This window comes from Nocardiopsis sp. L17-MgMaSL7 (assembly GCF_003182025.1).
In the GTDB taxonomy this organism is placed as follows: Bacteria; Actinomycetota; Actinomycetes; order Streptosporangiales; family Streptosporangiaceae; genus Nocardiopsis; species Nocardiopsis prasina.
In genome coordinates this window covers 12508-36492 of the sequence record NZ_QGTF01000006.1, presented here as the reverse complement: position 1 = coordinate 36492, position 23985 = coordinate 12508, and the positions used below count along the sequence as shown (strand labels likewise).

General features: G+C 71.7%; 18 protein-coding genes. 13 read left to right on the top strand and 5 right to left on the bottom strand.

What is annotated here, in order from left to right; all coding sequences use genetic code 11:
• The first annotated feature begins 81 nt into the window (after positions 1-81).
• The 4 genes from BDW27_RS11885 (at position 82) to BDW27_RS11870 (ending at position 5428) form a co-directional block, all read left to right on the top strand.
• The gene (locus BDW27_RS11885) at positions 82-1026 is read left to right on the top strand and encodes a lytic transglycosylase domain-containing protein (RefSeq protein ID WP_233515736.1); all 945 of its coding nucleotides are present in this window, start codon (positions 82-84) and stop codon (positions 1024-1026) included.
• A gap of 285 nt (positions 1027-1311) precedes the next feature.
• The gene (locus BDW27_RS11880; protein ID WP_017542282.1) at positions 1312-3045 is read left to right on the top strand and encodes a glycerol-3-phosphate dehydrogenase/oxidase; all 1734 of its coding nucleotides are present in this window, start codon (positions 1312-1314) and stop codon (positions 3043-3045) included.
• Between the two features lie 144 nt (positions 3046-3189).
• Positions 3190-3894 (top strand): response regulator transcription factor, encoded by a 705-nt coding sequence (locus BDW27_RS11875; RefSeq protein WP_110049346.1) that lies wholly within the window; start codon positions 3190-3192, stop codon positions 3892-3894.
• A gap of 67 nt (positions 3895-3961) precedes the next feature.
• Positions 3962-5428: a HAMP domain-containing sensor histidine kinase gene (locus BDW27_RS11870; RefSeq protein WP_017542280.1), complete on the top strand. Its 1467-nt coding sequence runs from the start codon at positions 3962-3964 to the stop codon at positions 5426-5428.
• A 193-nt stretch (positions 5429-5621) separates the two neighbouring features.
• Here the strand turns inward: BDW27_RS11870 and BDW27_RS11865 are convergent, their stop codons facing one another.
• Entirely contained in the window at positions 5622-6191 is a 570-nt protein-coding gene (locus BDW27_RS11865; protein ID WP_110049345.1) for a TetR/AcrR family transcriptional regulator, read from the bottom strand.
• Between the two features lie 103 nt (positions 6192-6294).
• On the opposite strand from BDW27_RS11865, the gene BDW27_RS11860 reads away from it, so the two are divergent.
• The gene (locus tag BDW27_RS11860; protein ID WP_110049344.1) at positions 6295-7206 is read left to right on the top strand and encodes an alpha/beta fold hydrolase; all 912 of its coding nucleotides are present in this window, start codon (positions 6295-6297) and stop codon (positions 7204-7206) included.
• A 188-nt stretch (positions 7207-7394) separates the two neighbouring features.
• Here BDW27_RS11860 and BDW27_RS11855 read toward each other — a convergent pair whose 3' ends face one another.
• Positions 7395-8477, bottom strand: a complete 1083-nt coding sequence (locus BDW27_RS11855; protein ID WP_049578144.1) for a TAXI family TRAP transporter solute-binding subunit — start codon at positions 8475-8477, stop codon at positions 7395-7397.
• 237 nt (positions 8478-8714) lie between these two features.
• On the opposite strand from BDW27_RS11855, the gene BDW27_RS11850 reads away from it, so the two are divergent.
• The 8 genes from BDW27_RS11850 (at position 8715) to BDW27_RS11815 (ending at position 21486) form a co-directional block, all read left to right on the top strand.
• Positions 8715-9788, top strand: a complete 1074-nt coding sequence (locus BDW27_RS11850) for a TAXI family TRAP transporter solute-binding subunit (RefSeq protein ID WP_026128854.1) — start codon at positions 8715-8717, stop codon at positions 9786-9788.
• Between the two features lie 13 nt (positions 9789-9801).
• Positions 9802-10377, top strand: coding sequence for a DUF1850 domain-containing protein (locus BDW27_RS11845; protein ID WP_110049343.1), 576 nt, complete (start codon positions 9802-9804; stop codon positions 10375-10377).
• 105 nt (positions 10378-10482) lie between these two features.
• The gene (locus tag BDW27_RS11840; RefSeq protein WP_110049342.1) at positions 10483-12771 is read left to right on the top strand and encodes a TRAP transporter fused permease subunit; all 2289 of its coding nucleotides are present in this window, start codon (positions 10483-10485) and stop codon (positions 12769-12771) included.
• A 148-nt stretch (positions 12772-12919) separates the two neighbouring features.
• A complete protein-coding gene (locus tag BDW27_RS11835) occupies positions 12920-13972 on the top strand; it encodes a hypothetical protein (RefSeq protein WP_110049341.1) in 1053 nt (350 codons plus the stop codon).
• Between the two features lie 43 nt (positions 13973-14015).
• Positions 14016-14498: a hypothetical protein gene (locus tag BDW27_RS11830; protein ID WP_110049340.1), complete on the top strand. Its 483-nt coding sequence runs from the start codon at positions 14016-14018 to the stop codon at positions 14496-14498.
• A gap of 204 nt (positions 14499-14702) precedes the next feature.
• Positions 14703-16241 carry a 3' terminal RNA ribose 2'-O-methyltransferase Hen1 gene (locus tag BDW27_RS11825; RefSeq protein ID WP_110049339.1) on the top strand — a complete coding sequence of 513 codons (1539 nt, stop codon included), beginning with the start codon at positions 14703-14705 and terminating at the stop codon, positions 16239-16241.
• Between the two features lie 53 nt (positions 16242-16294).
• Positions 16295-18832, top strand: a complete 2538-nt coding sequence (locus tag BDW27_RS11820; protein ID WP_370446490.1) for a polynucleotide kinase-phosphatase — start codon at positions 16295-16297, stop codon at positions 18830-18832.
• A 197-nt stretch (positions 18833-19029) separates the two neighbouring features.
• Positions 19030-21486 carry an endonuclease/exonuclease/phosphatase family protein gene (locus BDW27_RS11815; RefSeq protein WP_110049337.1) on the top strand — a complete coding sequence of 819 codons (2457 nt, stop codon included), beginning with the start codon at positions 19030-19032 and terminating at the stop codon, positions 21484-21486.
• A 92-nt stretch (positions 21487-21578) separates the two neighbouring features.
• On the opposite strand, the gene BDW27_RS11810 is transcribed toward BDW27_RS11815, so the two are convergent.
• The 3 genes from BDW27_RS11810 to BDW27_RS11800 are packed head-to-tail and all read right to left on the bottom strand — an operon-like array spanning position 21579 to position 23982.
• On the bottom strand, positions 21579-22325 hold the full coding sequence (locus BDW27_RS11810) for an ABC transporter permease (RefSeq protein ID WP_110049336.1): 747 nt from the start codon (positions 22323-22325) through the stop codon (positions 21579-21581).
• Positions 22322-23086 (bottom strand): ABC transporter permease, encoded by a 765-nt coding sequence (locus tag BDW27_RS11805; protein ID WP_110049335.1) that lies wholly within the window; start codon positions 23084-23086, stop codon positions 22322-22324. Before BDW27_RS11805 ends, BDW27_RS11810 begins: the two co-directional genes overlap by 4 nt.
• The gene (locus BDW27_RS11800; RefSeq protein ID WP_110049334.1) at positions 23083-23982 is read right to left on the bottom strand and encodes an ABC transporter ATP-binding protein; all 900 of its coding nucleotides are present in this window, start codon (positions 23980-23982) and stop codon (positions 23083-23085) included. Before BDW27_RS11800 ends, BDW27_RS11805 begins: the two co-directional genes overlap by 4 nt.
• Positions 23983-23985 lie beyond the last annotated feature (3 nt).

The following is a 23985-nucleotide window of genomic DNA, read 5'->3' as shown; positions in this document are numbered from 1 at the left end:
GTCAGGATGGCCGCAGTGTGTCACTATGGTGCCTGTTTTCCGGTCTCGTGATCTGATGGTGACTTTCTCTTGGAGGACTGCATGGGTGACAGCGTGTCCGGTGCCCCCGGGGCGCCCGGTTCCTCCGAGGAACCCCGCGCCAACGAGGGGTCCCGCGCGGCTGAAGCGGTCCGCCCCGGGCACCGTCGGCGCCGCCGGCGGGGACCGGCGATCGCGGTCAGCCTCGCGCTGGTCGTGTGCCTGCTGGTGACGGCGGGCGTCGTGGTCCTGGTCGGGCGGGTCTCCAGCGCCCTCAACGACTGGGAGGCTCCGATCGCCGAGGCCACCCCGGAGGTCGGCACCATCGAGACCCCTCCGCACGACCAGCTCACCGGGCCGCCCGCGCAGAGCGGGGTGACCGCCCGGGAGGGTGACGCCCCGGCCGAGGCGGACGCCGGGGCGGACGAGCGGTCCAGCCCGGCGGGACCGCAGCGCCCCAGCGACGAGTGGCTCGACGAGGTCTCGGAGAACACCGGCGTGCCCCGCCGCGCACTGGAGGGCTACGCCAGCGCCCAGCTGGTCCTCGACGCCGACCAGTCCTCGTGTCAGCTCTCCTGGCCCACGCTCGCGGGCATCGGGTACGTCGAGTCCCGCCACGGCACCTACGCGGGCGGCGAGCTCGGCCCGGACGGCAACACCACGGTGGACGTTATCGGCATCCCGCTGGACGGCACCAACAACACGCAGGCCATCCCGGACACCGACAACGGTGAACTGGACGGCGACACCGAGTGGGACCGGGCGATCGGTCCGATGCAGTTCATCCCCAGCACCTGGGCCCGGTGGGGCGAGTCACTGGAGGGCGGCACCCCCGACCCGCACAACATCGACGACGCGGCCCTGACCGCCGCCCGCTACCTGTGCGGCAACGGCCGCGACCTCACCTCCGCGAACGACTGGGAATCGGCGATCCTGGAGTACAACCGCTCCTCGGCCTACGTCAGCGACGTCCTGGCCTACGCGCACGCCTACGCCGACGCGGCCTGAGGCCCCGGGCGGGGCGGCCTCACCGGCCCGGGGACTGGCCGTCTCCGCCGACTCCTCCCGGGCAGTGCTGCCCGCCGTGGTGCTGCTCGGCGTGAGCGCGGGGACGCCTTACCCGCGCTCTTCGCCGCGATCGCCGCCGGGTTGCTTGTCCTGGCCGCGGCACGGAGGTAAACCGGCGGTATGGGGTGTGGCAACGCACAGCCCTGACGGCCTCCGGGTGGCTAGAGGCCCCACCACTGCGGGTATGCGCCTTGGTGGAACACCGATCGAAAGGGAGGACCATCCATGGCGACCACCTGGTTGGGGCCGAAGGGGCGCACTGAGGCGCTCGCGTCGATGGCCGACGAGGAGCTCGACGTCCTCGTGGTGGGCGGCGGGATCGTGGGCGCGGGCATCGCGTTGGACGCGGTCTCGCGCGGGCTCTCCACCGGTCTGATCGAGGCGCGGGACTTCGCCTCCGGGACCTCCAGCAGATCCAGCAAGCTGATCCACGGCGGGCTCCGCTACCTGGAGCAGTTCGACTTCGAGCTGGTGCGCGAGGCCCTGCACGAGCGCGGTCTGCTGCTCACCACCATCGCGCCGCACCTGGTCCGCCCGGTGCCGTTCCTCTTCCCGTTCGAGCACCACTGGGAACGCTTCTACATCGGTGCGGGCGTCACTCTCTACGACACCCTGGCGCTGACCTCCCGCAACAACCGCGGGCTGCCCTCGCACCGGCACCTGACCAGGTCCGGTGCGCTGCGGGTCTTCCCGGCGCTCAAGCGCAGCGCCCTGGCCGGGGCGGTCCAGTACTGGGACTGCCAGGTGGACGACGCCCGCCTCGTCACCACCGTCCTGCGCACCGCCGCCGGGCTCGGGGCGAAGATCGCCTCCCGGGTCCAGGCGGTCGAGTTCCTGCGCGAGGGCGAGCACGTGGTCGGCGCCACCGCCGCCGACCTGGAGACCGGCGAGCGGAAGCAGATCCGCGCCCGCCAGGTGGTGAACGCCGCAGGGGTGTGGACCGACGACATCCAGGAGATGGTGGGCGGTCGCGGGCAGATCCACGTGAGCGCGTCCAAGGGCGTGCACCTGGTGGTGCCCCGGGACCGCATCCAGGCCTCGTCGGGGATGATCCTCCAGACGGAGAAGAGCGTGCTCTTCGTGATCCCGTGGGGCCGCCACTGGATCATCGGCACCACCGACACCCCCTGGGACCTGGACAAGGAGAACCCGGCCGCGTCGAGGGCCGACATCGACTACGTCCTGGACCACGTCAACCAGGTGCTGCGCACGCCCCTGGGCAGGGACGACGTCGAGGGTGTCTACGCCGGACTGCGTCCGCTGCTGACGGGGGAGTCCGAGGAGACCTCGAAGCTGTCCCGTGAGCACACGGTGGCGCACCCGGTGCCGGGGCTCGTCCTCATCGCGGGCGGCAAGTACACCACCTACCGGGTCATGGCCAAGGACGCGGTGGACGCGGTCGCGCACGGGCTGGGCGGCGCCGTCCCGGCCTCGGTCACGGACAAGCTGCCGCTGGTCGGGGCGGACGGGTACGCGGCGCTGTACAACCAGCGGCACCGGCTGGCCCGTGACTCGGGGCTGCACGTCTCCCGGATCTCGCACCTGCTGCGGCGGCACGGCTCCGGCGTGCACGACGTCCTCGACCTGATCCGCGAGCGGCCCGACCTGCGCGAACCGCTCAAGGGCGGGGAGGACTACCTGCGGGCGGAGGTCGTCTACGCCGTGGAGGCCGAGGGCGCCCGCCACCTTGAGGACGTCCTGTCCCGGCGCACCCGCATCACCTTCGAGACCTGGGACCGGGGGATCGCGGCCGCCGAGGCGGCCGCAGAACTCATGGCCGAGCCCCTCGGGTGGACCAAGGAACAGGTCGAACGCGAGGTGGAGTACTACCGCAAGGGCATCGAGGCCGAGCGGGCCGCCCAGGAGCAGGACACCGACCAGGAGGCCGACGCGGTCCAGCACGGCGCCCCGGAGATCGTTCCGGACCTGCGGGTGGGCGGGCCGGGAGGCCGTTCCTGAGGGCGGTTCCGGGGCGCGGGAACCCTCGGCCGGGTTCGTATTGTTGCTGATCACTGATCCGGCCGTTGTGGTTTGTGACACATCGTGGGGTTAGGGTGCGTGGAGTTACCCCCGTAGCGTTCACTCGCCGAAGGACCCCCGCCCATGATCAAGGTGCTGCTTGTAGAGGACGACGTGCGCCTCGCCGACGCCCTCGCCGGCGCGCTTGAGACGTACGGCTACGAGGTCGACCAGGTGAGGACCGCGGGGGGCGCGCTCACAGCGCCCCCTGCCGACATCGTCCTGCTCGACCTCGGGCTGCCCGACATGGACGGCGTGGAGCTGTGCCAGCGCATCCGCGAGCGCCAGGACTTCGGGGACACCGCGATCATCATGGTCACCGCCCGGCGCCAGCAACGCGAGCGGATCCTCGGACTGCGCTCCGGCGCGGACGACTACGTGGTCAAGCCGCTGGCCATCGAGGAGCTGTGCGCCCGGATGGAGGCGGTCCTGCGCCGCACCGGCGGGCGGGTCGGCACCGTCCTGGAGACCGGGCCGCTGCGGGTGGAACTGTCCACCCGCTCCGTGGTGTGCTCGGGCCGCCCCGTGGAGCTGACCCGCAAGGAGTTCGACCTGCTCGTCGTCCTGCTCAGGGAGGCGGGCGGCGTCGTCTCCCGCGAACACCTCCTGCTCCGGGTCTGGCAGACCGCCTGGCCGGGCACCCTGCGCACCCTGGAGGTGCACATCGGGACACTGCGTTCGAAGCTGGGCTCTCCCGGGCTCATCCGGACCGTGCGCGGGGTCGGCTACCAGCTGGAGACCTCGGAGTACACGACCGCCGGGGCCGCGCCGGCTCCGGCCTCCCGGTGAGGGGTCCGCTCTGGCGCGGGTCGGAGCCTCGCGTCACGGAGGTCCCACGCGCGAAAGAGGGACGTTGATGCACCGCCGCGTGGTGACGGTCTACGTCTCCCTGCTCGTGGTCGCCTGTCTGGCGCTGGCCTTCCCCCTGTGCGGGAACATCGCCGCGCGGGGCACCTCCGACATGGTTCTCGACCGGATCAACGACACCGCTCGCTTCGCCGGTCTGGCCGAACCCGGGGTGCTGTCCGGGTCCGAGGGGGCCCTGTCCGGCCTGGTCAGCGAACTCACGGTCTACGAGCAGGTGTACGGGATCACGGCCGTGGTGGTGGACCGCGACGGGGAGGTCGTGGCCTCCTCGCGCCCCGGGCTCAGCCTCGCGGACCTGGACCCCGAGGGCTGGCCCGACAGTGAGGAGCCGCTGCCGGGGCCGGTCCGTGGAGCGCTGGCGGGCAACCGGAGGGCCACCGACAGCGTGGTCTGGCCGTGGCAGGAGGGGCCGCTCATCGTCGCCGAGCCCATCGGCAGTTCGGGCGAGGTGGTCGGGGCGGCCGTCACCGCGTCGCCGACGTCCGCGCTACGCCGCGCCACCCTCGGACAGTGGTTCGTGGCCTGGCTGGTGGTGACCGCCCTGATGGTGGCGGGTATCGCCGTCGCCGGTCCGCTCACCCGGTGGATCCTGCGGCCCATCGACGACCTCGACGAGGCCACCCGCGCGGTGAGCGGCGGCAGCCTGGACACCCGGGTCCGCACGGCGGCGGGGCCCGAGGAACTGCGCAGACTGGGGGAGTCCTTCAACCAGATGGCGGACACCATCACCTCCATGCTGGAGAGCCAGCGCACCTTCGTGGCCTACGCGGGGCACCAGGTACGCAATCCGCTGGCCGCGCTGCGTCTGCGCGTGGGCGGTCTGGCCCGGCACCTGGGGGACGAGGGCCTGCGGGAGCACGGGCTGGCCCTGGACGAGGTCGACCGGCTCACCCGGATCTGCGACAGCCTCCTCACCCTGGCGCAGGCCGAGGACGCCGAGCACTCCATGGTGTGGGAGGACGCCAGGGAGGTCGCGGAGCTGAGGATGGCCGCGTGGGGGCCCATCGCCGAGCGCGCGGGAGCGGTGCTGGAGTGCTCCGGCGCGGAGTCGGCCATGGTGCGGTGTGTGGAGGGGACCCTGGACCAGGCCCTGGACGCGCTCATCGACAACGCGCTGAAGTTCGGCGGGGCCGGGGTGCGGATCACCGTGCACGTGGGCGAACCGGTGGGGGAGGGGGAGGACGGTCACCTGGACGTGCACGTGGTGGACGACGGCCCGGGGCTCCCGGACGACCAGCTCGCCCAGGCGACCAGGGCGTTCTGGCGGGACGGCGGTGGAGGCGGATCCGGACTGGGGCTGTCCATCGTGGTCACGCTCCTGGAGCTCCAGGGGGCGAGCCTCACCCTGACCTCCCGCGAGCCGAACGGGATCGACGCCCGGCTGAGGCTCCGCCTGGCCGAGCACGGTGGGGATGAGCCCGAGACCGCGACCGGACGGGTCCCGGATGCTCCCTGAGCAGTGTGTCGCAAGGGGAGCCTGAGCGACGAACAGCCGCGGTCCGCGTGAGGCCCCGCTCCCACGGCGGACGCCGCTGCGCCTCGCCCCGGCCGATCACCGCGAGCGCCGCGCGGCCGCGTGTGGGACCAACCGCTCTCCGGCCGTACTTCTCAGATCGATGTCGCGCCCGGCGGGCGGCCGGGCCCGCTCGTCACACCGCGCGACGGCACCCGGCGAGGAGGATCGTGACCATGCGCTTGGCGTCGGCCTGGTCGTAGTCGGGGCCGGTGATGCAGAGGTTTCCGATGGCGCGCATGAGCGTGTAGGCGGCGATGCCGGGGCTGAGCTCGTCGTCGGCGACGCAGGCGTCGAGCAGCGTCGCGCAGGCCGGGAGCAGGGTGTCGAGCATGAGGGCGTGGAGGTTCTCCATCCCGGGGTCACCGGATCCCAGAGCGGCGCCGAGGCCGTGCTTGGTCACCAGGAAGTCCACGAACGCGTCCACCCAGCGGGTCAGGGCGGTGAACGGAGAGGCCGATTCCTCCAGGAGCTGGGGTGCGAGTGCGGCGCAGGTGTCGATCTGGTGCCGGTAGACGGCGGTGACCAGGTCCGCCCGAGTCGGGAAGTTCCGGTAGATCGTGCCGACGCCGACGCCGGCGCGTTCGGCGATGTCGCGGATGGGGGCCTGGACGCCCTGGTCCACGAAGGCCGCCGCCGCCGCGTCCAGCACGGCGCCGCGCGTGCGCAGTGCCTGTGCTTGGCGTAGTCCGACAGGTTCCGGCACGTGGGCCCTCCCTTGCTCGCGGAACAGTGTTCCGCTAAATTGGCGGAACGGTGCTCCGTCAAAGTATGGCAGGGCGCCCCCATGAAGAAAGCACAGGTTCCCCATGCCTTCTCACCACCTCGACCAGCGGATCGTCGCGGTCAAGCCCATCGTCGTTCCCGTGCCCGGCCGCGGCAGTGACCTCCAGGTGAAGGTCACTGCCCCACTGTCAGGCCGGAACCTTCCTGTCATCGTGTTCTCCCACGGCAACGCATGGTCCATGGACGGATACGAGCCCCTCGCCGACCGGTGGGCGGCCGCCGGATTCATCGTCGTGCAGCCCACCCACCTGGACTCCCGCCGGAACGGACTCACGTGGGACGACCCGCGTTTCGCCACCGTCTGGCGCGTTCGGATCGCCGACCTCCACGCGGTTCTCGACGGACTCGGCGACATCCTTCTCCAAGCGGGTGGTCTGGAAAAACGTGTCGACCGGGACCGCGTCGCCGTCGTCGGCCACTCCTGGGGCGCCCAGAGCGCCGGCGCGATCCTCGGCGCGCGGGTGCTCGACGCCGACGGGACTCCCGGGGAGGACTTCTCCCACGCCGGGGTCTCGGCCGGTGCGCTCATCGCCGCGACCGGAACGGGAGACACCCTCACTCCGTTCGCCCTCGAACATCTTCCGTTCATGAGGCCGGACTACTCCACCATGACCGCCCCGGCCCTGGTCGTCGCGGGCGGTAAGGACGATTCCCAGCTGTCCACCCGGGGGCCCGAGTGGTTCACCGACGCCTACCACCTCAGCCCCGCCCCGAAGAGCCTGCTCGACATCGCCGAGGGCGAGCACACTCTGGGCGGCCTCGCCGGTGAGAAGGTCGCCGAGACCACCGACGAGGACCCCGCCCGTGTCGCCCTCGTCGCCGACGCGGTCTCGGCCTACCTCCACGACGCCCTCAAGCTCGACGACGCCGCGTGGAACGCGCTCAACGACGCCGCCGCAGGTGGCGACGGCACGTGGAACATCATCAGTAAGTGACCCGGCCAGACCGCGCTGCGACCGGCCCGTGAGGGCGCAACCGCCGGATGCCCGGGTTCGGGGTTCCCGACGGGCCCACGGTCCGAGAGTTCCCTGATCAGGCAGCCGGTGGGTTGGTGTCGCCTCCCGGCCTCTGATCCGGGTTGGTGCCCGGGTGGCGGTGGGCGCGGACCGGGCTTGCCAGCGTCTCAGGGGCCCGTGACCGGCGACAGCTCGTTGGACGGTCCCATCTCCGCGGAGGGCTTCACGGCCTCGGGCGGTGGCCGGTCGTTGGCGTACTTCACCGACCGGTAATAGTCGACGGCACCCGGATGCAGGGGAACGGGCAGGGTCGAGATCGCCGAGCGCGGGTGCAGGTGCAGCGCGACCGGGTGGATCTCGACCAGGTCCGCCTGGAACTCGAAGAGCAACCGGGTGAACTCCTCGGCCTGGTACTCGGGCATCGCGGAGTTCACCACCAGCAGGCTCGGCACCCCGATCGTCCTCACCGCCGGAACGTTCGCGTAGGTCCCGGCCGGGACCGGCAGCTCCGTGAAGTACTCCCCGTACTGCTCGGTCAGCGCGGGCACGTGGCTGGCCAGATCCAGAAGACGGATGGGCAGGCGCTCGGCCAGTTCGCCGACCGCCTCGGTCGGTATCCCCCCGGACCAGACGAACGCGTCGACCCGTCCCTCCTCCAGTGCCCGGGCCGAATCACCGATGGACAGCTGGAGACGTTCCACCTCCCCGTCGGGACTGGGCACCTCCCCGATGGGCGACACCCTCAGCCCGGACAGCTCCAGCAGCCGGTCGGCCATCATCTCGGTACCCGAACCGGCCGAACCGACCGAGACCGACCCCCCGGCCAGATCCGCGATCTCCTCCACGGGAGAATCCGCGCGAACCACCACGTGCGTGTGGTTGTCGTACAGGCGGGCGATGGCGGAGATCGGCAGGGGCCGCTCGAACGGCTTCTTCCCTTCCACAGCCAGAGCGGCGACGTCGGAGAGGGTGAAGGCCACATCCAACGTTCCGTCGGCCACCCGCAGGTTGTTCTCCACGCTCGCCGCCGTGGTCAGCGCGGTGATCCAGGTGTCCTGCCGGGCCTCGGTGACCTGCGCGAGCCCGCTGCCGTACACGTGGTAGACCCCGCCCGCGCCGCCGGTACCGACGGACAACCGCAGGGGAGCCGAGTGCAGGGGAGAGGCCCAGGTGAGCGTGGTGACCACGACGGTACAGACGGCCAGGAACCGGGTGACGCTCCACAGACGCTGGGGGACGGACGACGTCATGGTCGAACGATACCAACGAGTGCGAAACCTCAGAAGAGGCTCAAATCCCTTCCCGGGGTTTTCGGATTTCGACGTGATGACGGTTACGTTTCTCCCGGTGGCGGGGCGGGGGCCACGACTGCGTCCCGAGGCCGCGTGCCGGAATCGGACGCGCGGTTCGGGCCCGGCCAGCGGGTATCCCCCCGGCACTCCCGCGCCCCCTGACTCACCAAGCATCCCGAGAGGACCCCCACAACCATGCGACGCTCCACACTGTCTTTGGTCGCCATCCCCGCCAGCGTGCTCATGCTGGCCGCCTGCTCGCAGCCCGCCGAGCAAGCCGCCGAGGACATCGAGCTCGGTGGCGGCGAAGTCCAGAACAACCTCAGCATCGTCACCGGCGGCACGACGGGTGTGTACTACCCGATCGGCGGCGCCCTGCGCGGCATCATCGGCGACAACCTCGAAGGCCAGTCCGCCTCCGTCGAGGCCACCGGCGCCTCCGTGGAGAACATCCGCCTCCTCGGCTCCGGCGAGAGCCACCTGGCCATCGTCCAGGGCGACGCCGCCGACCAGGGCTTCACCGGCACCGGCGACTTCGAGGGCGACCCCGTCGAGACCTACTCGCTCGCGGTCCTGTACCCGAACGTCTTCCACGCCGTGACGCTCCAGAGCATCGCCGAGCGCGAGGGCTTCGAGTGCTTCTCCGACATCATCGGCACCCGCTACTCGGTGGGTGACATCGGCAGCGGCAACGAGGCCACCACCAACCAGGTCTTCGACTCGCTGGAGATCGGCCCGAGCGAGGTCGAGATCCAGCAGCTGGGTTACGCGGAGACCGCCAACGCCCTGACCAACAACCAGCTCGACGCCGGATCCTGGGTCGTCGGCGAGGGCCACTCGGGCATCACCGAGCTCGGCACCACCGAGGACATCGCGCTCATCGAGATGTGCGACGACGAGCGGGACATGATCGTCAGCGGCTACGGCGGCTACACCGAGCACGTCGTCCCCGGCGGCACCTACCCGGGCATCGAGGACGACGTGTCGACCATCGCCGTCTGGAACGCCCTGGTCGTGCCCGGCACCTTCAACGAGGACCAGGCCTACGAGATCACCAAGGCGATGTTCGAGCACATCGACCAGGTGATCGGCGTCTACGCCCCGGGCGAGGAGTACCTGGTCCCGGAGACCATCGAGAACAGCCCCGTGCCGGTCCACCCGGGCGCCATCCGCTTCTACGAGGAGCAGGGCGTCGACATCCCGGCCGAACTGCGCCCCGAGGGCTCCGAGGCGGGCGACAGCGCCGCCGAGGACACCGACGAAGAGTAGGTCGCACGCACCGATGGAACCGACCGCGGTGGGACCGTCCGCGGACGCCGAGCCCCGGCGTCCGCGGATCTCCGCTCTCCGCCGAGCCGTTCTGCGGGTCGGCGCCGGACTGGGCGCGGCCCTGCTCGTCGGCGCGCTGGTGCCCGTGTGGCCCGCGCTGCGCCTGAGCGTGGACGGCGACCGCCTCGGACACCTGCCGCTGGCCGAGGGCGAACAGTTCACCGTCTCCTACGTGCACTCGATCGACCACCTGCCGATCGAGGAGAACCTCGAGGTCCGTGACGGCGAACTGGTCGCCGACTCCACCCGCCTGCGCCAGTTCGGCGCGGGCATGGGCCAGATCCCCGGACAGGGCACCGGCCGGGCCGACGGTGAGTGGTGGGTCATCGAGGACATGAACCGCCACGTCGGCCCGGAGCTCGCGATCCGCGTGGGCACGGCCTCCGTGGACCACCGGCTGCGCACGCCCGACGCCGAGGTACGGCTCTCCCCGTGCCTCACCTCCCGCAGGGTGGCCGTCGAACCCGCCCGGATCTCCACCCTCGTCCTGCTGGTCGGCCGCTCACCGCAGCCGGTCTGCGACGAGTAGCAGTCCCCCGAAGTCAGGTCCTCCCCCCGCCTGAAGCACCCTCCGCCGCGTGGTCACCGTGTTCTCACGCACCGCGCGGTCCATCTGTTGAACCCGAGGAAGAACATGGCTGAGAAACCGCAGGCGCGGGGTGAAGCGCCCCCGACTCCGGAGGAAACGGAGCGGGACGGCCGCGACGACACCGCCACCGCCACCGCCACCGCCGACGAGTCGGCCGAGGCGGCCTCCGGCAAGGGAGGCCGCACCGCCGGTACCTCCGCCGACGCCCTGCCGGACGTCGACGGGCTCAACGACGACGCCCCGCCGTTCTGGCGCAGGATCGCCGCCGAGCGCTGGGGCGAGGGCCGGTTCGGGCTGGCCATGGGCGGGATCATCCTCCTCCTGGGAATCGCCCTGACCGCCTTCCAGCTCTGGATCGCCCTGCGCTCCGGTCTGGACGCGCGTCAGCAGCGGCTCATGCACCTGATGCTGGTGATGCTGATGGTGTTCGTCATCATGCCGCCGTTCAAGAAGTCCACGGTGGAGGGGAACCCGGTCGCCCTCGTGGCGGGGGCGGTCCTCGACCTCGTCATGGTCGTCGCGACCGTGGTGGTCAGCTTCTACCCGATCGTCTACCAGGCGGAGCTGGCCCGACGGGCGGGCGCCTACACGGACCTGGACTGGATCATGGGCGTGGTCGCCATCGTGGTCCTGCTGGAGGCCACCCGGCGCTCCGTGGGCCTCGTCATGGTGCTGCTGGTGGCCGGGTTCATCTACTACGCCTGGATCGGCCCGCTGATCCCCGGCGACTTCGGCCACTCGGGCGTGACGATCCAGCGCATCTCCACCCACGCCTATCTGGGCAACGACGGCATCTACGGGCTCACACTCGGGGTCGTGGTCACCTTCGTGTTCGTCTTCATCCTGTTCGGTGCGCTGCTGTCCAAGACCGGCGGCGGCAACTTCTTCGTCGGCCTCGCCTACGTCCTCACCGGCCGCATGGTCGGCGGTCCGGCCAAGGGCGCCGTGCTCGGCAGCGCCCTGATGGGTTCGGTCTCCGGCAGCGCCATCGCCAACGTGGTCACCACCGGCCCCTTCACCATCCCGCTGATGAAGAAGGTCGGCTACAAGAAGCACGACGCGGCCGGGGTGGAGGCCGCGGCCTCCACCGGCGGGCAGATCCTGCCGCCCATCATGGGCGCGGGCGCGTTCCTCATGGCGGAGCGGTTGGGCATCCCCTACGCCGACATCGTCAAGGTCGCGATCATCCCCGCGATCATGTACTTCGCCCTGATGTTCCTGTTCGTGGACATCCTCGCCCGCAAGAACAACATCCGTCCTCTGGAGAAGAGCGAGGTCCCCACCTTCGCGATCGTGATGCGCGCGGGCTGGCACTTCATGGCCCCGCTGATCCTGCTGATCGTCCTGCTGCTCAACTACGTGCCGCCGACGCAGGCCGGTCTGGCCGCCTGCGGCGCCCTGCTCGTGGTGGCCATGCTCCGCGCCAGCAGCCGCCTCAGCCTCAAGGACTTCCTCGAGGTGTTCGTGATGGCGGCCCGCAGCACCCTGCCGGTCTCCGTGGCGTGCGCCGTGGCGGGCATCATCGTCGGCATGGTCGGACTCACCGGTCTGGGCCTGGTCTTCTCGGACGTCCTGGTCAACGCCTTCGCGGGTAACCTGTTCATGACCCTGGTGATGGTGGCCCTGGCCTCCCTGATCCTGGGCATCGGCCTGCCGGTGACCGCCTCCTACGTGGTGCTGGTGATCCTGGCCGGTCCGGCGCTGGAGCAGCTGGGTCTGGCGCTCATCGTCGCGCACATGATCGTGTACTGGCTCAGCCAGGACTCCAACGTCACCCCGCCGGTGGCCTTCGCGGCCTTCGCGGCGGCGGGTATCGCCAACTCCAGTCCGATGCGCTCGGGCGTTTCCTCCTGGAAGTTCGCCAAGGGTCTGTACCTGATCCCCCTCCTGATGGCCTACTCGGCGTTGATGGAGGTGGACGGTCCCGTCATCGACCTGGTGCTCGCGATCGCCACAGGATCGGTGGCCCTGGCCGCCGGTGCCATGGCGATCGAGGGCTTCTTCCTGCGCCGCACCCTGCTCGGCGAGCGCATCGCGCTGGGGCTCTCCGCAGCGCTGGTCCTGATCGCCCCCGAGTGGAGCGGCTGGACCGAGTCGCTGCTGTCCGTGCAGGTGTCCGAGGACTGGTTCGTCATCGCCGGTACGGTCGCGGGCGTCGTGCTCATCGCCCTCCAGGTGATCAACCACCGCCGTGACAAGGCGAAGGGCCTGGTCGCCCCGCTCGGTGAGGAGCAGCCGAAGGCCGGGCAGGTGGGGGCCGAGGAGCCCCAGGAGGCGTCGAAGGACGCTGAGGCCCGGGAGGCCTCGGAGGCCTCCGAGGCCACAAAGGCCTAGCGGTCACACACGGGACCCCGCGCGGGTTCCGGGACGGGGCGCGGTGGCGACTGCCACCGCGCCCCGTCGCGTTCCACCCGGTGCGCTTGGCGGACCCGGGAACCCGCGCTGTGCCGGTGTTGACGCCGCATGTCCTAACCTCGCTGACATGTGGCGATTCGGATGGAAACCGGGGCGGGGCCTCCAGGGCACCGACCTGGAGGCGGTGCTGGTGTCGGCCTCCTACGGAACGGACCCCCTGCTGCGCTCCGCCTGTGAGGCGGTGCGGGAGGGCGACGCGGAGGTGGGTGCGACCCTGCTCGTGGAGACCAGGGAGGACCCTGAGGTCCGTGCCTACCAGGCCGAGGCGTTGGGACGGGCCGCCGTGGACCGCCCCGACGAGATCGCGGAGCTGGTCCAGGAGGGCGCCGATCCCGCTGACGCGATGCTCTGGCTCGGCCATGCCCTGATCGCCCGCGCCGTGGCCCTGCCCTCCGGGGGAACCGACACCGCCCAGGCCGACCGCAAGGCCTTCGAGGCGGCCCTGCACGAGGCACGGGTCCCCCTCGCGGAGTCGGCCCGGCTCAACCCCGACGACGCCGCCCCCTGGTCCGCGCTCCAGACCGTGGCGATGGGGCTGGGGGAGCGCGAGGAACGGGAGGCGGCCTGGTCCGAGGTGGTGTCCAGGGCGCCGCACCTGTATCCGGCGCACGTGACGCGGGTACGTTCCCTGGCACCCGCCCGAGGGGGTTCGGCGGAGGAGATGTTCGCCGCCGCAGGGGCGGTGGCCGACACCGCGCCCGAGGGCAGTCCGCTGCCGTCCGTGCTCGCCCTGGCCCACGCCGAGTTCCTGCGCGGCGAACAGCGGCGGCTCGTGCGGGAGGGCAACAGCGCCTACATCACCTCCATGGCGATGGGACGCCTGCACGGCGACGCCGTCCGCGAGCTGTTCGAGCTGGCCCAGGGGTGGGCGTCGACGGCCGTCCCGCACGTGCGTGACGTACAGGCCCACCACCTGTTCGGCTGGGCCTTCCACCGGGCGGGGGAGCCGGACCTGGCCCGCTGGCACCTGGGCATGGTCGGGCGGTACGTCTGCGACGTGCCGTGGGCCTTCTTCGGGGCCGCGCGTGCCGAGGCGGCCCTGGCCATGTCCGAGCTGGGAGTGGACCCGCGCCACGCGCCGGACGTCCAGGGGCCGAGCGGGACCGGCGGGCCTGAGTAGGAGTACTCATGTGGTTCCGGCGGGCGCGGCGCAGACTCGCCCTATGACGAACACGCCCCCCGAAAAGATCGCCCCGGCGCGCGCCGCCCTCATCGGCCTCGCCGTGGGCGTCGGCGCCGCACTCCTGGCTGAGACCCTCGGCTGGCTGCTCAACGTCCTCCTCGTCTCTGTCCAGTCCGACGAGGTGGTCGGCGCCAACATCGGCGCAGGGATGGCCGCCGCGATCTTGGCCGCGCTCGCCGCTCCGGCCCTGGCTCTGCTCCTGCTGCGGCTGACGCGCGTGCCCCGCCCGCTCGCCGTCGTCCTGTACTCCCTGCCCCTCTACATCGTTCTGAGCATGGCCTCCTCCAGCGCGGGCACCTTCCTGGACCTCTGGCTGTGGGAGCGGTTCCCGGACTTCGCCACCGCCACCAGCCCGTGGGTGCCCTGGTACCTCATGACCGCGATCGCCCTCAGCGTCGCGATCGCCCTCTCGGCGCTGCTGGTCACCCGCTCCCACGGACGGCGCGATCCCGCTCACGTCTGACCTGCTCCCACGGACGGCGCGGCCCCGCTCACGCCTGACCCGCTCCCACGGACGGCGCGGCCCCGCCCGCGCCTGACCCGCTCCCACGCCTGACCCGCTCCCACGGACGGCGCGGCCCCGCCCGCGCCTGACCGGCGCCTGGCCCGCTCGGAACGCACCGAAAAAACACTGGTCGGCGGTGACCCGGTCGGAAACAATGCTCGGGTGCTACTGACGATCACCACCACCGCCCAGCCGGCGACGGACCTCGGACACCTGCTGCACAAGCACCCCGACAAGGCGCAGAGCTTCGAGCAGTCCTTCGGGACGGCGCACGTCTTCTACCCCGAGGCCACCGACGAACGCTGCACGGCGGCGCTGCTGCTGGAAGTGGATCCGCAGGCGCTGCTGCGCTCGCGAACGTCGGTGAGCTCCCCGGACTTCGCCCTCGCCCAGTACGTCAACGACCGCCCCTACGCCTCCTCCTCGCTGTTCACGGTGGCGCTCGGCAAGGTGCTGCGCTCCGCGATCCGGGGGGCGAGTGATCGCCGCCCGCAGCTGGCCCGCACCCCCATCCCCCTGGTCCTGCACCTGCCAGCGGTGCCCTGCCACCCCGGCCCCGAGAGGGCGCGCACTCTCTTCGAACCCCTCGGCTGGACGGTGGAGGCCGCCCCGGTCCCGCTCGACCCCGACCTGCCCGGCTGGGGCGACTCGCACTACCTGTCGCTCACCCTGACCGGCACGCTGCGGCTGTCCGAGGCGCTCAGCCACCTGTGCGTGCTGCTGCCCGCGATGGAGGGCGGCCACAAGCACTACTGGGTGGACTCCACCGAGATCGACAAGCTCCTGCGCGCGGGCGGCGCACCCGTCGACGGTGTGGTCGACGAGGACGGCGCGGGCTGGCTGGCCGGGCACCCCGAACGCGCCTGGATCACCCGCCGCTACCTCGTCCGCCGCGAGAAGTACGTACGCACCGCCCTGGCACGCCTGACCGAGGCCGAGGACGGCGCCTCGCGGCCCGACGACGGGAACGGCGGCGGGAACGGTGGTGAGGCCGCCGGAACCGCCGCCGTGGTGCCGAGCGACCCCGCCGTCGAGGAACGCGAGCCCTCGCTGGCCGACCAGCGCGCGGGCGCGATCACGGCGGTGCTGGGAGCCGAACGGGCCACCAGCGTCATCGACCTCGGCTGCGGCGGCGGCAGGCTGCTGGAGCGGCTGGTCCGCGACCGCTCCCTGGAGCGTGTCACCGGGGTGGACGTACACCTGGGCAGTCTGGAGACCGCTCACCGCAGGCTCTGCGAGGGCTGCCACCCGGACGGCCGCGGGCGCCACCGGTCCCTCTTCGCCGAGCCCGCCACCCGCAGCGAGGGTTCGTCGCACCGGCCCCGCCCGGAACTCCTGCTGGGCTCCGTGGTCTACCGGGACCGCCGCTTCCAGGGCCACGACGCGGCGGTGCTCATGGAGGTCGTCGAGCACCTCGACCCCTCCCGGCTCCCCGCCATGGAGCAGGTCGTCTTCGGCGACGCCGCCCCCAGGGTCGTCGTGGTGACCACACCGAACGTCGAGTACAACCGCCACTACGAGGGGCTGGCCGAGGGGGAGTTCCGGCACGCCGACCACCGCTTCGAGTGGACCCGCGCAGAGTTCGCCGCCTGGGCCGACCGGGTCGCCGACGAACACGGCTACACCGTCCGCCACCTGCCGGTCGGCCCCGAACACCCCGAGACCGGCGCACCGACCCAGATGGGAGTCTTCACCAAGTGAACGAGTCGAACGACGAGGCCGCCCGCGAGCCCCGAGTGCTCGGCGTGCCCCGGATGGGGCTCGTCCTGCTGGTCGGGGTCTCCGGATCGGGCAAGTCCACCTTCGCCGCCCGGCACTTCCAGCCGACCCAGGTGATCGGCTCCGACTTCTGCCGGGGCATGGTCAGCGACGACGAGAACGACCAGAGCGCCACCGCCGACGCCTTCGCCCTCCTCGGCACCGTCGTGGACATCCGGCTGCGGCGCGGGCTGCTGACCGTGGTGGACGCCACCAACGTCCAGCGCAAGGCGCGCGACCAGCTCGTCCGTATCGCGAAGGACAACGACGTCCTCACCACGGCGATCGTCCTCGACGTGCCCGAGGCGGTGGCCCGCGAACGCAACCGCCTCCGCCCCGACCGCGACTTCGGCGACCACGTGATCCGCCGTCAGCGCCGCGACCTCAAGGAGGGACTCAAGCGGATGTCCCGCGAGGGCATCCGGAGGACGTACGTCCTCAAGGGGCAGGAGGAGATCGACTCCGTCCGCGTCGAGCTGGAGCGCCCCTGGCCGGAGCGGACCGAACTCACCGGCCCCTTCGACATCGTCGGGGACGTCCACGGCTGCCGTTCCGAGCTGGAGAGCCTGCTGGAGGAACTCGGCTACGAACTCCGCCGCGACGACCTGCGCCGACCGGTCGGCGCCCGGCACCCCGAGGGCCGCACGGCGGTGTTCGTCGGCGACCTCGTGGACCGGGGCCCCGACAGCCCCGGGGTCCTGCGCCTGGTCATGGGCATGGTCGCCGACGGCGACGCCCTCTGCGTGCCCGGGAACCACGAGAACAAGCTGGTCCGGTACCTGAGCACCGGCAAGGGCGGGCTCACCCACGGCCTGGCCGAGACCGTCGAGCAGCTGGGCCGCGAGAGCGAGGAGTTCCGCAAGGAGGTCCTGGAGTTCTGCGACGGCCTGGTCAGCCACCTGGTGCTGGACGGCGGCGACCTCGTGGTGGCGCACGCCGGTCTCAAGGAGGAGTACCACAACCGCGCCTCGGGGCGGGTGCGCTCCTTCGCGCTGTACGGCGAGACCACCGGTGAGACCGACGAGTTCGGCCTCCCCGTCCGCCTGCCCTGGGCCCGCGACTACCGGGGGCGGGCCACGGTGGTCTACGGGCACGTCCCCACGCACCGGGCCGAGTGGATCAACCGCACGATCTGCCTGGACACCGGCTGCGTGTTCGGCGGCAGGCTCACCGCGCTGCGCTACCCCGAACGGGAGATCGTGGACGTGGACGCCGAGCGCACCTGGTACGAACCGGTCCGCCCCCTGGTGGAGGCCCCGCCCCGGCCCGAGGCGCGCGGCACCGGCCAGGTCATCGACATCAACGACGTCGGGGCGGCCGACCACCACGCCGGACTCATGGTCGAGACCGGGTATGGGACCGTGCGCGCCGACTCCGAGAGCGCCGTGGCCGCCCTGGAGGTGATGAGCCGGTTCTCCGTGGACCCCCGGTGGCTGCTGTACCTCCCGCCGACGATGGCCCCGGCGCCGACCGCCGCCGACCCCGGCCTGCTGGAACACCCCGACGAGGCCTTCGCCGCCTACCGGGGCTCCGGGGTGGGCGAGGTGGTCTGCCAGGAGAAGCACATGGGATCGCGGGCGGTGGCCGTCCTGTGCCGTGACGAGGCCGCCGCCGCGCGCCGCTTCGTCCCGGGCGAACCGGGCACCGTGTACACGCGCACCGGTCGCCCCTTCTTCCGCGACCCCGAGGTGCAGGCGGAGGTGGTCGACCGACTGCGGCGGGCGGTGACCGACGCCGGGCTCTGGGACCGGCTCGGCACCGACTGGCTGGCCCTGGACGGCGAGATGCTGCCCTGGTCCGCCAAAGCGCACGCCCTCATCCGGGAGCAGTACGCCTCAGTGGGGGCGGCCGCCCGGGCCTCCCTGCCCGCAGCCTCCGCCGCGCTGGCGGCGGCCGCGGACCGGGGCGTGGACGTCGGCGGGCTCGCCGCGACCATCGCCCGGCGCACCGAACAGACCGAGGCGTTCAGCGAGGTCTACCGCCGCTACACCTGGGACACCGAGGGCGCGGACGGGCTCCGCTTCGCCCCGTTCGCGCTCCTGGCCACCGAGGGCAGGGAGTACACCGAGGCCGACCACCTCTGGCACATGGGCGTGGCCGAGCAGCTCGCCGGAACTGGCGGGATGGTCCAGGCCACCCGCTACCGGGTGGTGGACACCACCGATCCGACCTCCTGCTCGGCGGCGGCCGCCTGGTGGCGCGAGATGGTCGACCGGGGCGGAGAGGGCATGGTGGTCAAGCCGCTGCTCGGAGCCCGGGCCAGGGGCCGCAAGGGGCTGGCCCCGCCGGGGCTGAAGGTGCGCGGCCCCGAGTACCTGCGGATCATCTACGGGGCCGACTACACCGACCCGGAGCGGATCGCGGTGCTCAAGGACCGCAAGCTCGGCCGCAAGAACGGACTGGCCATGCGCGAGCACAAGCTCGGGCTGGAGGCCCTGACCCGCCAGGCCGCGGGTGAGCCGCTGTGGCGGGTGCACGAACCGGTCTTCGCGGTGCTCGCACTGGAGACCGAGCCGGTCGACCCACGGCTGTAGCCGGACCGGACCAGTGGACGACGGCGGCCCTGGCCTTGGAGGATCACACCGGGGTCCGGGCCGCCGCTTGTCGTGTGATCACAACAATCGGACACCGGGACGCCTTCATTTCATGTGCACTCCTTCAAGCGGACATCCGTGACCGCGATGATGTGGCCCCACGGATCCCCCGATTCCCCCCAGAAACCGGAGCAGGCGTGTCCCCAACCCCCTCCAGACCCACGTTCCCGGCCCGCCGGAGAACCCTCGCCTCCGCCGCACTCGCCGCCGCGGCACTGGGCGCGAGCCTCGTCGCCCCGCTGCCCGCCCTCGCCTCGGCCGACACCCCCGTGATCAGCGAGGTCTACGGCGGTGGCGGAAACAGCGGAGCGCAGCTGCGCCACGACTTCGTCGAGCTGGGCAACCCCACCGCCGCCGACGTCGACCTGACCGGGTGGAGCGTGCAGTACCTGCCCGCGCGCCCCGGCCCGAACACCCAGGTCCAGGTGACGCCGCTCAGCGGCAGCGTCGCCTCCGGCGAGCACCACCTGGTCCGCCAGGCGGCCGGAACCGGCGGCACCACCGACCTCCCCGCCCCCGACGACACCGGCAACACCAACATGTCGGCCTCCGCCGGTGCCGTGCTCCTGGTGGAGGGCACCGCCCCCGTCGAGTGCCGCACCGCCGCGGCCTGCGCCGATGACGGGGCGGTCGTCGACGTCGTCGGCTACGGCGACGCCGTGATCCACGCGGGATCGCCCGCGAGCGGCACCGGCAACACAACCTCGGTGTCCCGGGACGGGGCCTTCACCCACTCCGGGAACAACTCCGCCGACTTCACCGTGGGCGAGCCGACCCCCACCAACGGTGCGGGTGAGACCGTCGAGGGCCCCGGCGGCGGTGAACCCGAGGAGCCCGTCGAACCCGGTGAGCTGCGCATCCACGACATCCAGGGCACCACCCGGACCTCCCCGTACGCGGGCGACCAGGTGACCGGACTGCCCGGCGTGGTCACCGCGGTCAACGCCTTCGGAAGCGGCCGCGGGTTCTGGTTCCAGGACACCGAGGGCGACGACGACCCGCGCACCAGCGAGGCGCTGTTCGTCTTCACCGGCTCCACCACACCCGACGTGGCGGTCGGCGACGAGGTCCTGGCGGCCGGGCAGGTCAGTGAGTACCGACCCCAGGCGGGCGCGCAGACCATCACCCAGCTGGAGAAGGCCCGCTGGACCACCCTCTCCCGGGGCAACGACCTCCCCGAGGCGGTCCTGCTCGACGCCGACGCCATCCCCGAGGACCACGCCCCGGACCACGGCGGCGACGTCACCGAGCTCGAACTCCAGCCCGACAAGTACGCCCTGGACTTCTGGGCGGCCCACGAACACATGACCGTCCGCGTGGAGGACGCCCCCGTCATCGCGGCCACGGACGGCTACGACGCCCTGTGGGTGACCACCCGCCCGGACGGGAACCGCACCCGCAACGGCGGCGTGCACTACGGCTCCTACGACGACCCCAACACCGGTCGTGTGAAGATCGAGTCTCTGCTCGACCGCGAGGTGCGCCCCTTCCCGGAGGCGAACGTCGGCGACACCCTGGCGGGCGTCACCGAGGGCCCCGTCTACTACAGCCGGTTCGGCGGCTACCTGGTCCGCGCCACCACCCTGGGCGAGCACGTCCCCGGTGACCTGGAGCGCGTCCCGGTCGGCGACACCGCGCGGCACGAGATCAGCGTGGCCACCTACAACGTCGAGAACCTCGGCGGCGCGGACGACCAGGCCGACTTCGACGCCCTCGCCGAGGGCTTCGCGGCCTACCTGGGCGCACCGGACATCGTCGGACTGGAGGAGATCCAGGACAACAGCAGCGAGACCGACGACGGCGTCGTGGCCGCCGACGTCACGCTGGACCGCCTCGTGGACGCCATCGCGGCGGCGGGCGGACCCGCCTACGAGTGGCGTGAGATCAGCCCTGAGGACAAGAAGGACGGCGGGGTCCCCGGCGGGAACATCCGCAACGCCTTCCTCTTCAACCCCGAGCGGGTCCAGTTCGTTGACGCCGAGGGCGGCGACGCCACCACCCCCGTCGAGGTCGTGGAGGGGGAACGCGGCGTCGAGCTGTCCGTCTCCCCGGGCCGGATCGCACCCCGGGACGAGGCCTGGAACTCCAGCCGCAAGCCGCTGGTCGGCCACTTCCGCGCGCTCAACCGCGACGTCTACGTGGTCACCAACCACTTCAACGCCAAGGGCGGCGACCAGCCCCTGCACGGCGTCAACCAGCCGCCGAGCCGGGTGACCGAGACCCAGCGCCACAAGCAGGCCACCCTGGTCCGCGAGTTCGCCGACGACCTCCTCGCCGCCGACCCGGACGCCAACCTGGTGGTGATGGGTGACCTGAACGACTTCCAGTTCTCGACGACCCTGGACATCCTCACCGGCGACGGCGCGCTCACCAACCCCATGGTGGACCTGCTGGACGAGGGCGAGGGCTACAACTACGTCTTCGACGGCAACTCGCAGGCGCTCGACCACATCCTGGTCAACGGCGCCCTGGCCGGACGGGTGGACTACGAGGTCGCCCGGATCAACTCCGAGTTCCACGACCAGGTCAGCGACCACGACCCGCAGGTCCTGCGAATCGACACCCGGCGCAGTACCTCGCCGGGCCGGAACTAGCGATCCCCCGATGTGAGTGACGTGACGTGACGAGACGGGGAGGGGCGGACGCCGCACACGGCGCCCGCCCCTCCCCGTCAGCGGAACCCTCCTCAGGGCACGTCCCGGCGGGACAGCACGAACGCGGACAACGCCCACAGTGCCGCGGTCAGGGCCAGCGCGGAGGAGACGATGGCGACCACTGCGGCAGGGTCGGGGCCCGTCGTGTCGGAGACGGCGCTGTTTCCCACGAACAGCGCCGAGGTGAGCACGGAGTGCGGGACCGTGTGGGACAGGACGCCGCCCTGGCCGCCGAGCAGGACCCCCGTCCCGATCGCGCATCCCAGCAGGCCCAGGGCGACGGGCGGGGTGAACGAGCCGAACAGCATCGACAGCAGGGACTGCGCGGCCACGACCGGCAGGGCGGCCACCACTCCCAGCAGCGCCACGAGGGCGTACTCCCAGGGCAGGGCGCCTTCCAGGCCCAGCATGAGTGACCCGGTCACGGCCACCAGGAGCAGCATCACCACCTGCATCACCCCCGTCACCAGGGCGAGGGACACGATCTTGGCGCCCGCGATCGCCGCAGGACGGACGGGGGCGGACATGAGCAGGTTCCAGTTGTTGCCCCTGTGCTCCATGCGCCAGGAAGCCGAGGCCAGAACCGCCACCCCCATCGCCATGAAGAACAGCCCGTGGAAGAGCACCGCCTGGGACCAGTAGGGGCCCCACCCGGAGGACAGTGTTCCCTGGTTGCTGGCGTAGTTCAGCGTCCCGGCGGCGACGGCGAGCACCGGCAGCACCACCGAGACGACCCACAGGGCCGAACGGCGCAGTTTGGCGAGTTCGGCGACGATCACGCGGGACCTCCCTCGCTGCGGTCGAAGCGCCGACAGGCAGCCCGGAACAGGGCCGCGGACGCGCACAGGAAGAGTGCGAACGGCCAGCCAGCGGGCGCCGCCGCGACCAGGAGGTCCCCCTCCATCGCCAGCGGCGAGATCGCCGCGTAGTACCCCCAGGGCAAGAAGTAGGCCGCGTGGACGGGCATGAGCAGGGAGGAGACCGCGTAGAACGCCCCCAGCAGCCCCACCCCCAACCCCACGAGCTGGTTGTCGACCCGGGCAGCGAGCCACAGGTGCAGGCACAGCACCGCCAGGTGCACCGACACCAGGCAGAGCCCGTACCGGGCCCACAGGTCCAGGGGAGGGGCGGTCCCTATCCCGGCGACCGCCCCGGCCGCGACGACCAGGACGCACTGGGCCGCCACCGTCACGGTCAGCGCGGCACCGACCACCACGGCCTTGGCCAGGCAGAGCAGCCCCGGGCCGAAACCGCTCACCCTGGCCAGCAGCCACCCCTGTCCCTGGTGCTCGATCTCCACCTGACGGCTCGCGAGCACCGCCACCAGGATCGGCGAGGTCATCGCCGTGATCAGGACCTGGTTGAGCAGCAGCTGCTCCCACGGCTGCGCGGCGGGATCGGTGAACCCGGCCCGCGCCGACTCCGACCCCAGGTTCATCGTGGTCAGGACGACGACCGCGACCACCATCACCAGGCACAGCGCCCACAGTCGAAGTCGGCGTGTCTTGCGCAGCTCCAGGCCCACGGCCGTGTGGATCACGAGAGCCCCTCGTGTCCGGTCAGGTCCATGAAGACCTCCTCCAGGGACCGGCGGACCCGGCGCACCCCGTGCACGGGGACGTCGTGGTGGACCAGGAGCCGGACCAGGTCGGCGGTGCCGTCGTCTCCCAGCCCGGTCAGGCGCAGGCCCTCGGGCACCCGAGCGGCCGACAGGCCGAGCGCCAGCGCCCGCTCGGGCTCCGAGGTGTCCACGATCAGGTCCGGGGTGCTGCGATCGAACAGCTCGCTCCTGGTCCCCTGGAAGACCAGCCGCCCCCTGCCGAGGATCCCCAGGACGGAAGCCATCCGGTCGACCTCGTCGAGCAGGTGGCTGGAGACCATGACGGTCACCCCCTCGTCGGCCAGCGACACCAGGAGGTCGCGGATCTCCTCGATCCCGGCCGGGTCCAACCCGTTGGTGGGTTCGTCCAGGACGAGCAGCCTGGGCTCGCGGGCGAGCGCCATGGCGATCCCCAGTCGCTGCTTCATGCCGAGTGAGTAGGCGCGGACCGGCCGGTCCATGTGATCGCCGAGCCGCACGGTCGCCACAGCGTGCTCCACCTGGCGGTCGGTGAGACCGACCATCCGGCGGACGATCGCCATGTTCTCGCGCCCCGTCAGGTGCCCGTAACCCGGAGGCGACTCGATCAGGGAACCGATCAGCGGCGCCACCTCGTGCCGGTTGCGGTGGTCGACCGGGCGCCCCAGGACGCTGATCCCGCCACGGCTGGGGCGTACCAGCGACAACAGCATCTTCATCGTGGTGGACTTGCCGGACCCGTTCGGTCCCAAGAACCCGTAGACACAGCCCTCGGGGACCCGCAGGTCCAGGGAGTCCACGACCGTACGCGATCCGTAGACCTTGGTCAGACCCTCGGTGGTGATGACATGACTCATGGA

Excerpts from the sequence above, each read along its gene's own strand:
- BDW27_RS11840 (WP_110049342.1), top strand. The coding sequence starts at position 10,483 with ATGGCTGAGAAACCGCAGGCGCGGGGTGAAGCGCCCCCGACTCCGGAG.
- BDW27_RS11885 (WP_233515736.1), top strand. The coding sequence starts at position 82 with ATGGGTGACAGCGTGTCCGGTGCCCCCGGGGCGCCCGGTTCCTCCGAG.
- BDW27_RS11860 (WP_110049344.1), top strand. The coding sequence starts at position 6,295 with ATGCCTTCTCACCACCTCGACCAGCGGATCGTCGCGGTCAAGCCCATC.
- BDW27_RS11870 (WP_017542280.1), top strand. The coding sequence starts at position 3,962 with ATGCACCGCCGCGTGGTGACGGTCTACGTCTCCCTGCTCGTGGTCGCC.
- BDW27_RS11880 (WP_017542282.1), top strand. The coding sequence starts at position 1,312 with ATGGCGACCACCTGGTTGGGGCCGAAGGGGCGCACTGAGGCGCTCGCG.
- BDW27_RS11820 (WP_370446490.1), top strand. The coding sequence starts at position 16,295 with ATGGGGCTCGTCCTGCTGGTCGGGGTCTCCGGATCGGGCAAGTCCACC.
- BDW27_RS11800 (WP_110049334.1), bottom strand. The coding sequence starts at position 23,982 with ATGAGTCATGTCATCACCACCGAGGGTCTGACCAAGGTCTACGGATCG.
- BDW27_RS11845 (WP_110049343.1), top strand. The coding sequence starts at position 9,802 with ATGGAACCGACCGCGGTGGGACCGTCCGCGGACGCCGAGCCCCGGCGT.
- BDW27_RS11855 (WP_049578144.1), bottom strand. The coding sequence starts at position 8,477 with ATGACGTCGTCCGTCCCCCAGCGTCTGTGGAGCGTCACCCGGTTCCTG.
- BDW27_RS11875 (WP_110049346.1), top strand. The coding sequence starts at position 3,190 with ATGATCAAGGTGCTGCTTGTAGAGGACGACGTGCGCCTCGCCGACGCC.
- BDW27_RS11850 (WP_026128854.1), top strand. The coding sequence starts at position 8,715 with ATGCGACGCTCCACACTGTCTTTGGTCGCCATCCCCGCCAGCGTGCTC.
- BDW27_RS11835 (WP_110049341.1), top strand. The coding sequence starts at position 12,920 with ATGTGGCGATTCGGATGGAAACCGGGGCGGGGCCTCCAGGGCACCGAC.
- BDW27_RS11830 (WP_110049340.1), top strand. The coding sequence starts at position 14,016 with ATGACGAACACGCCCCCCGAAAAGATCGCCCCGGCGCGCGCCGCCCTC.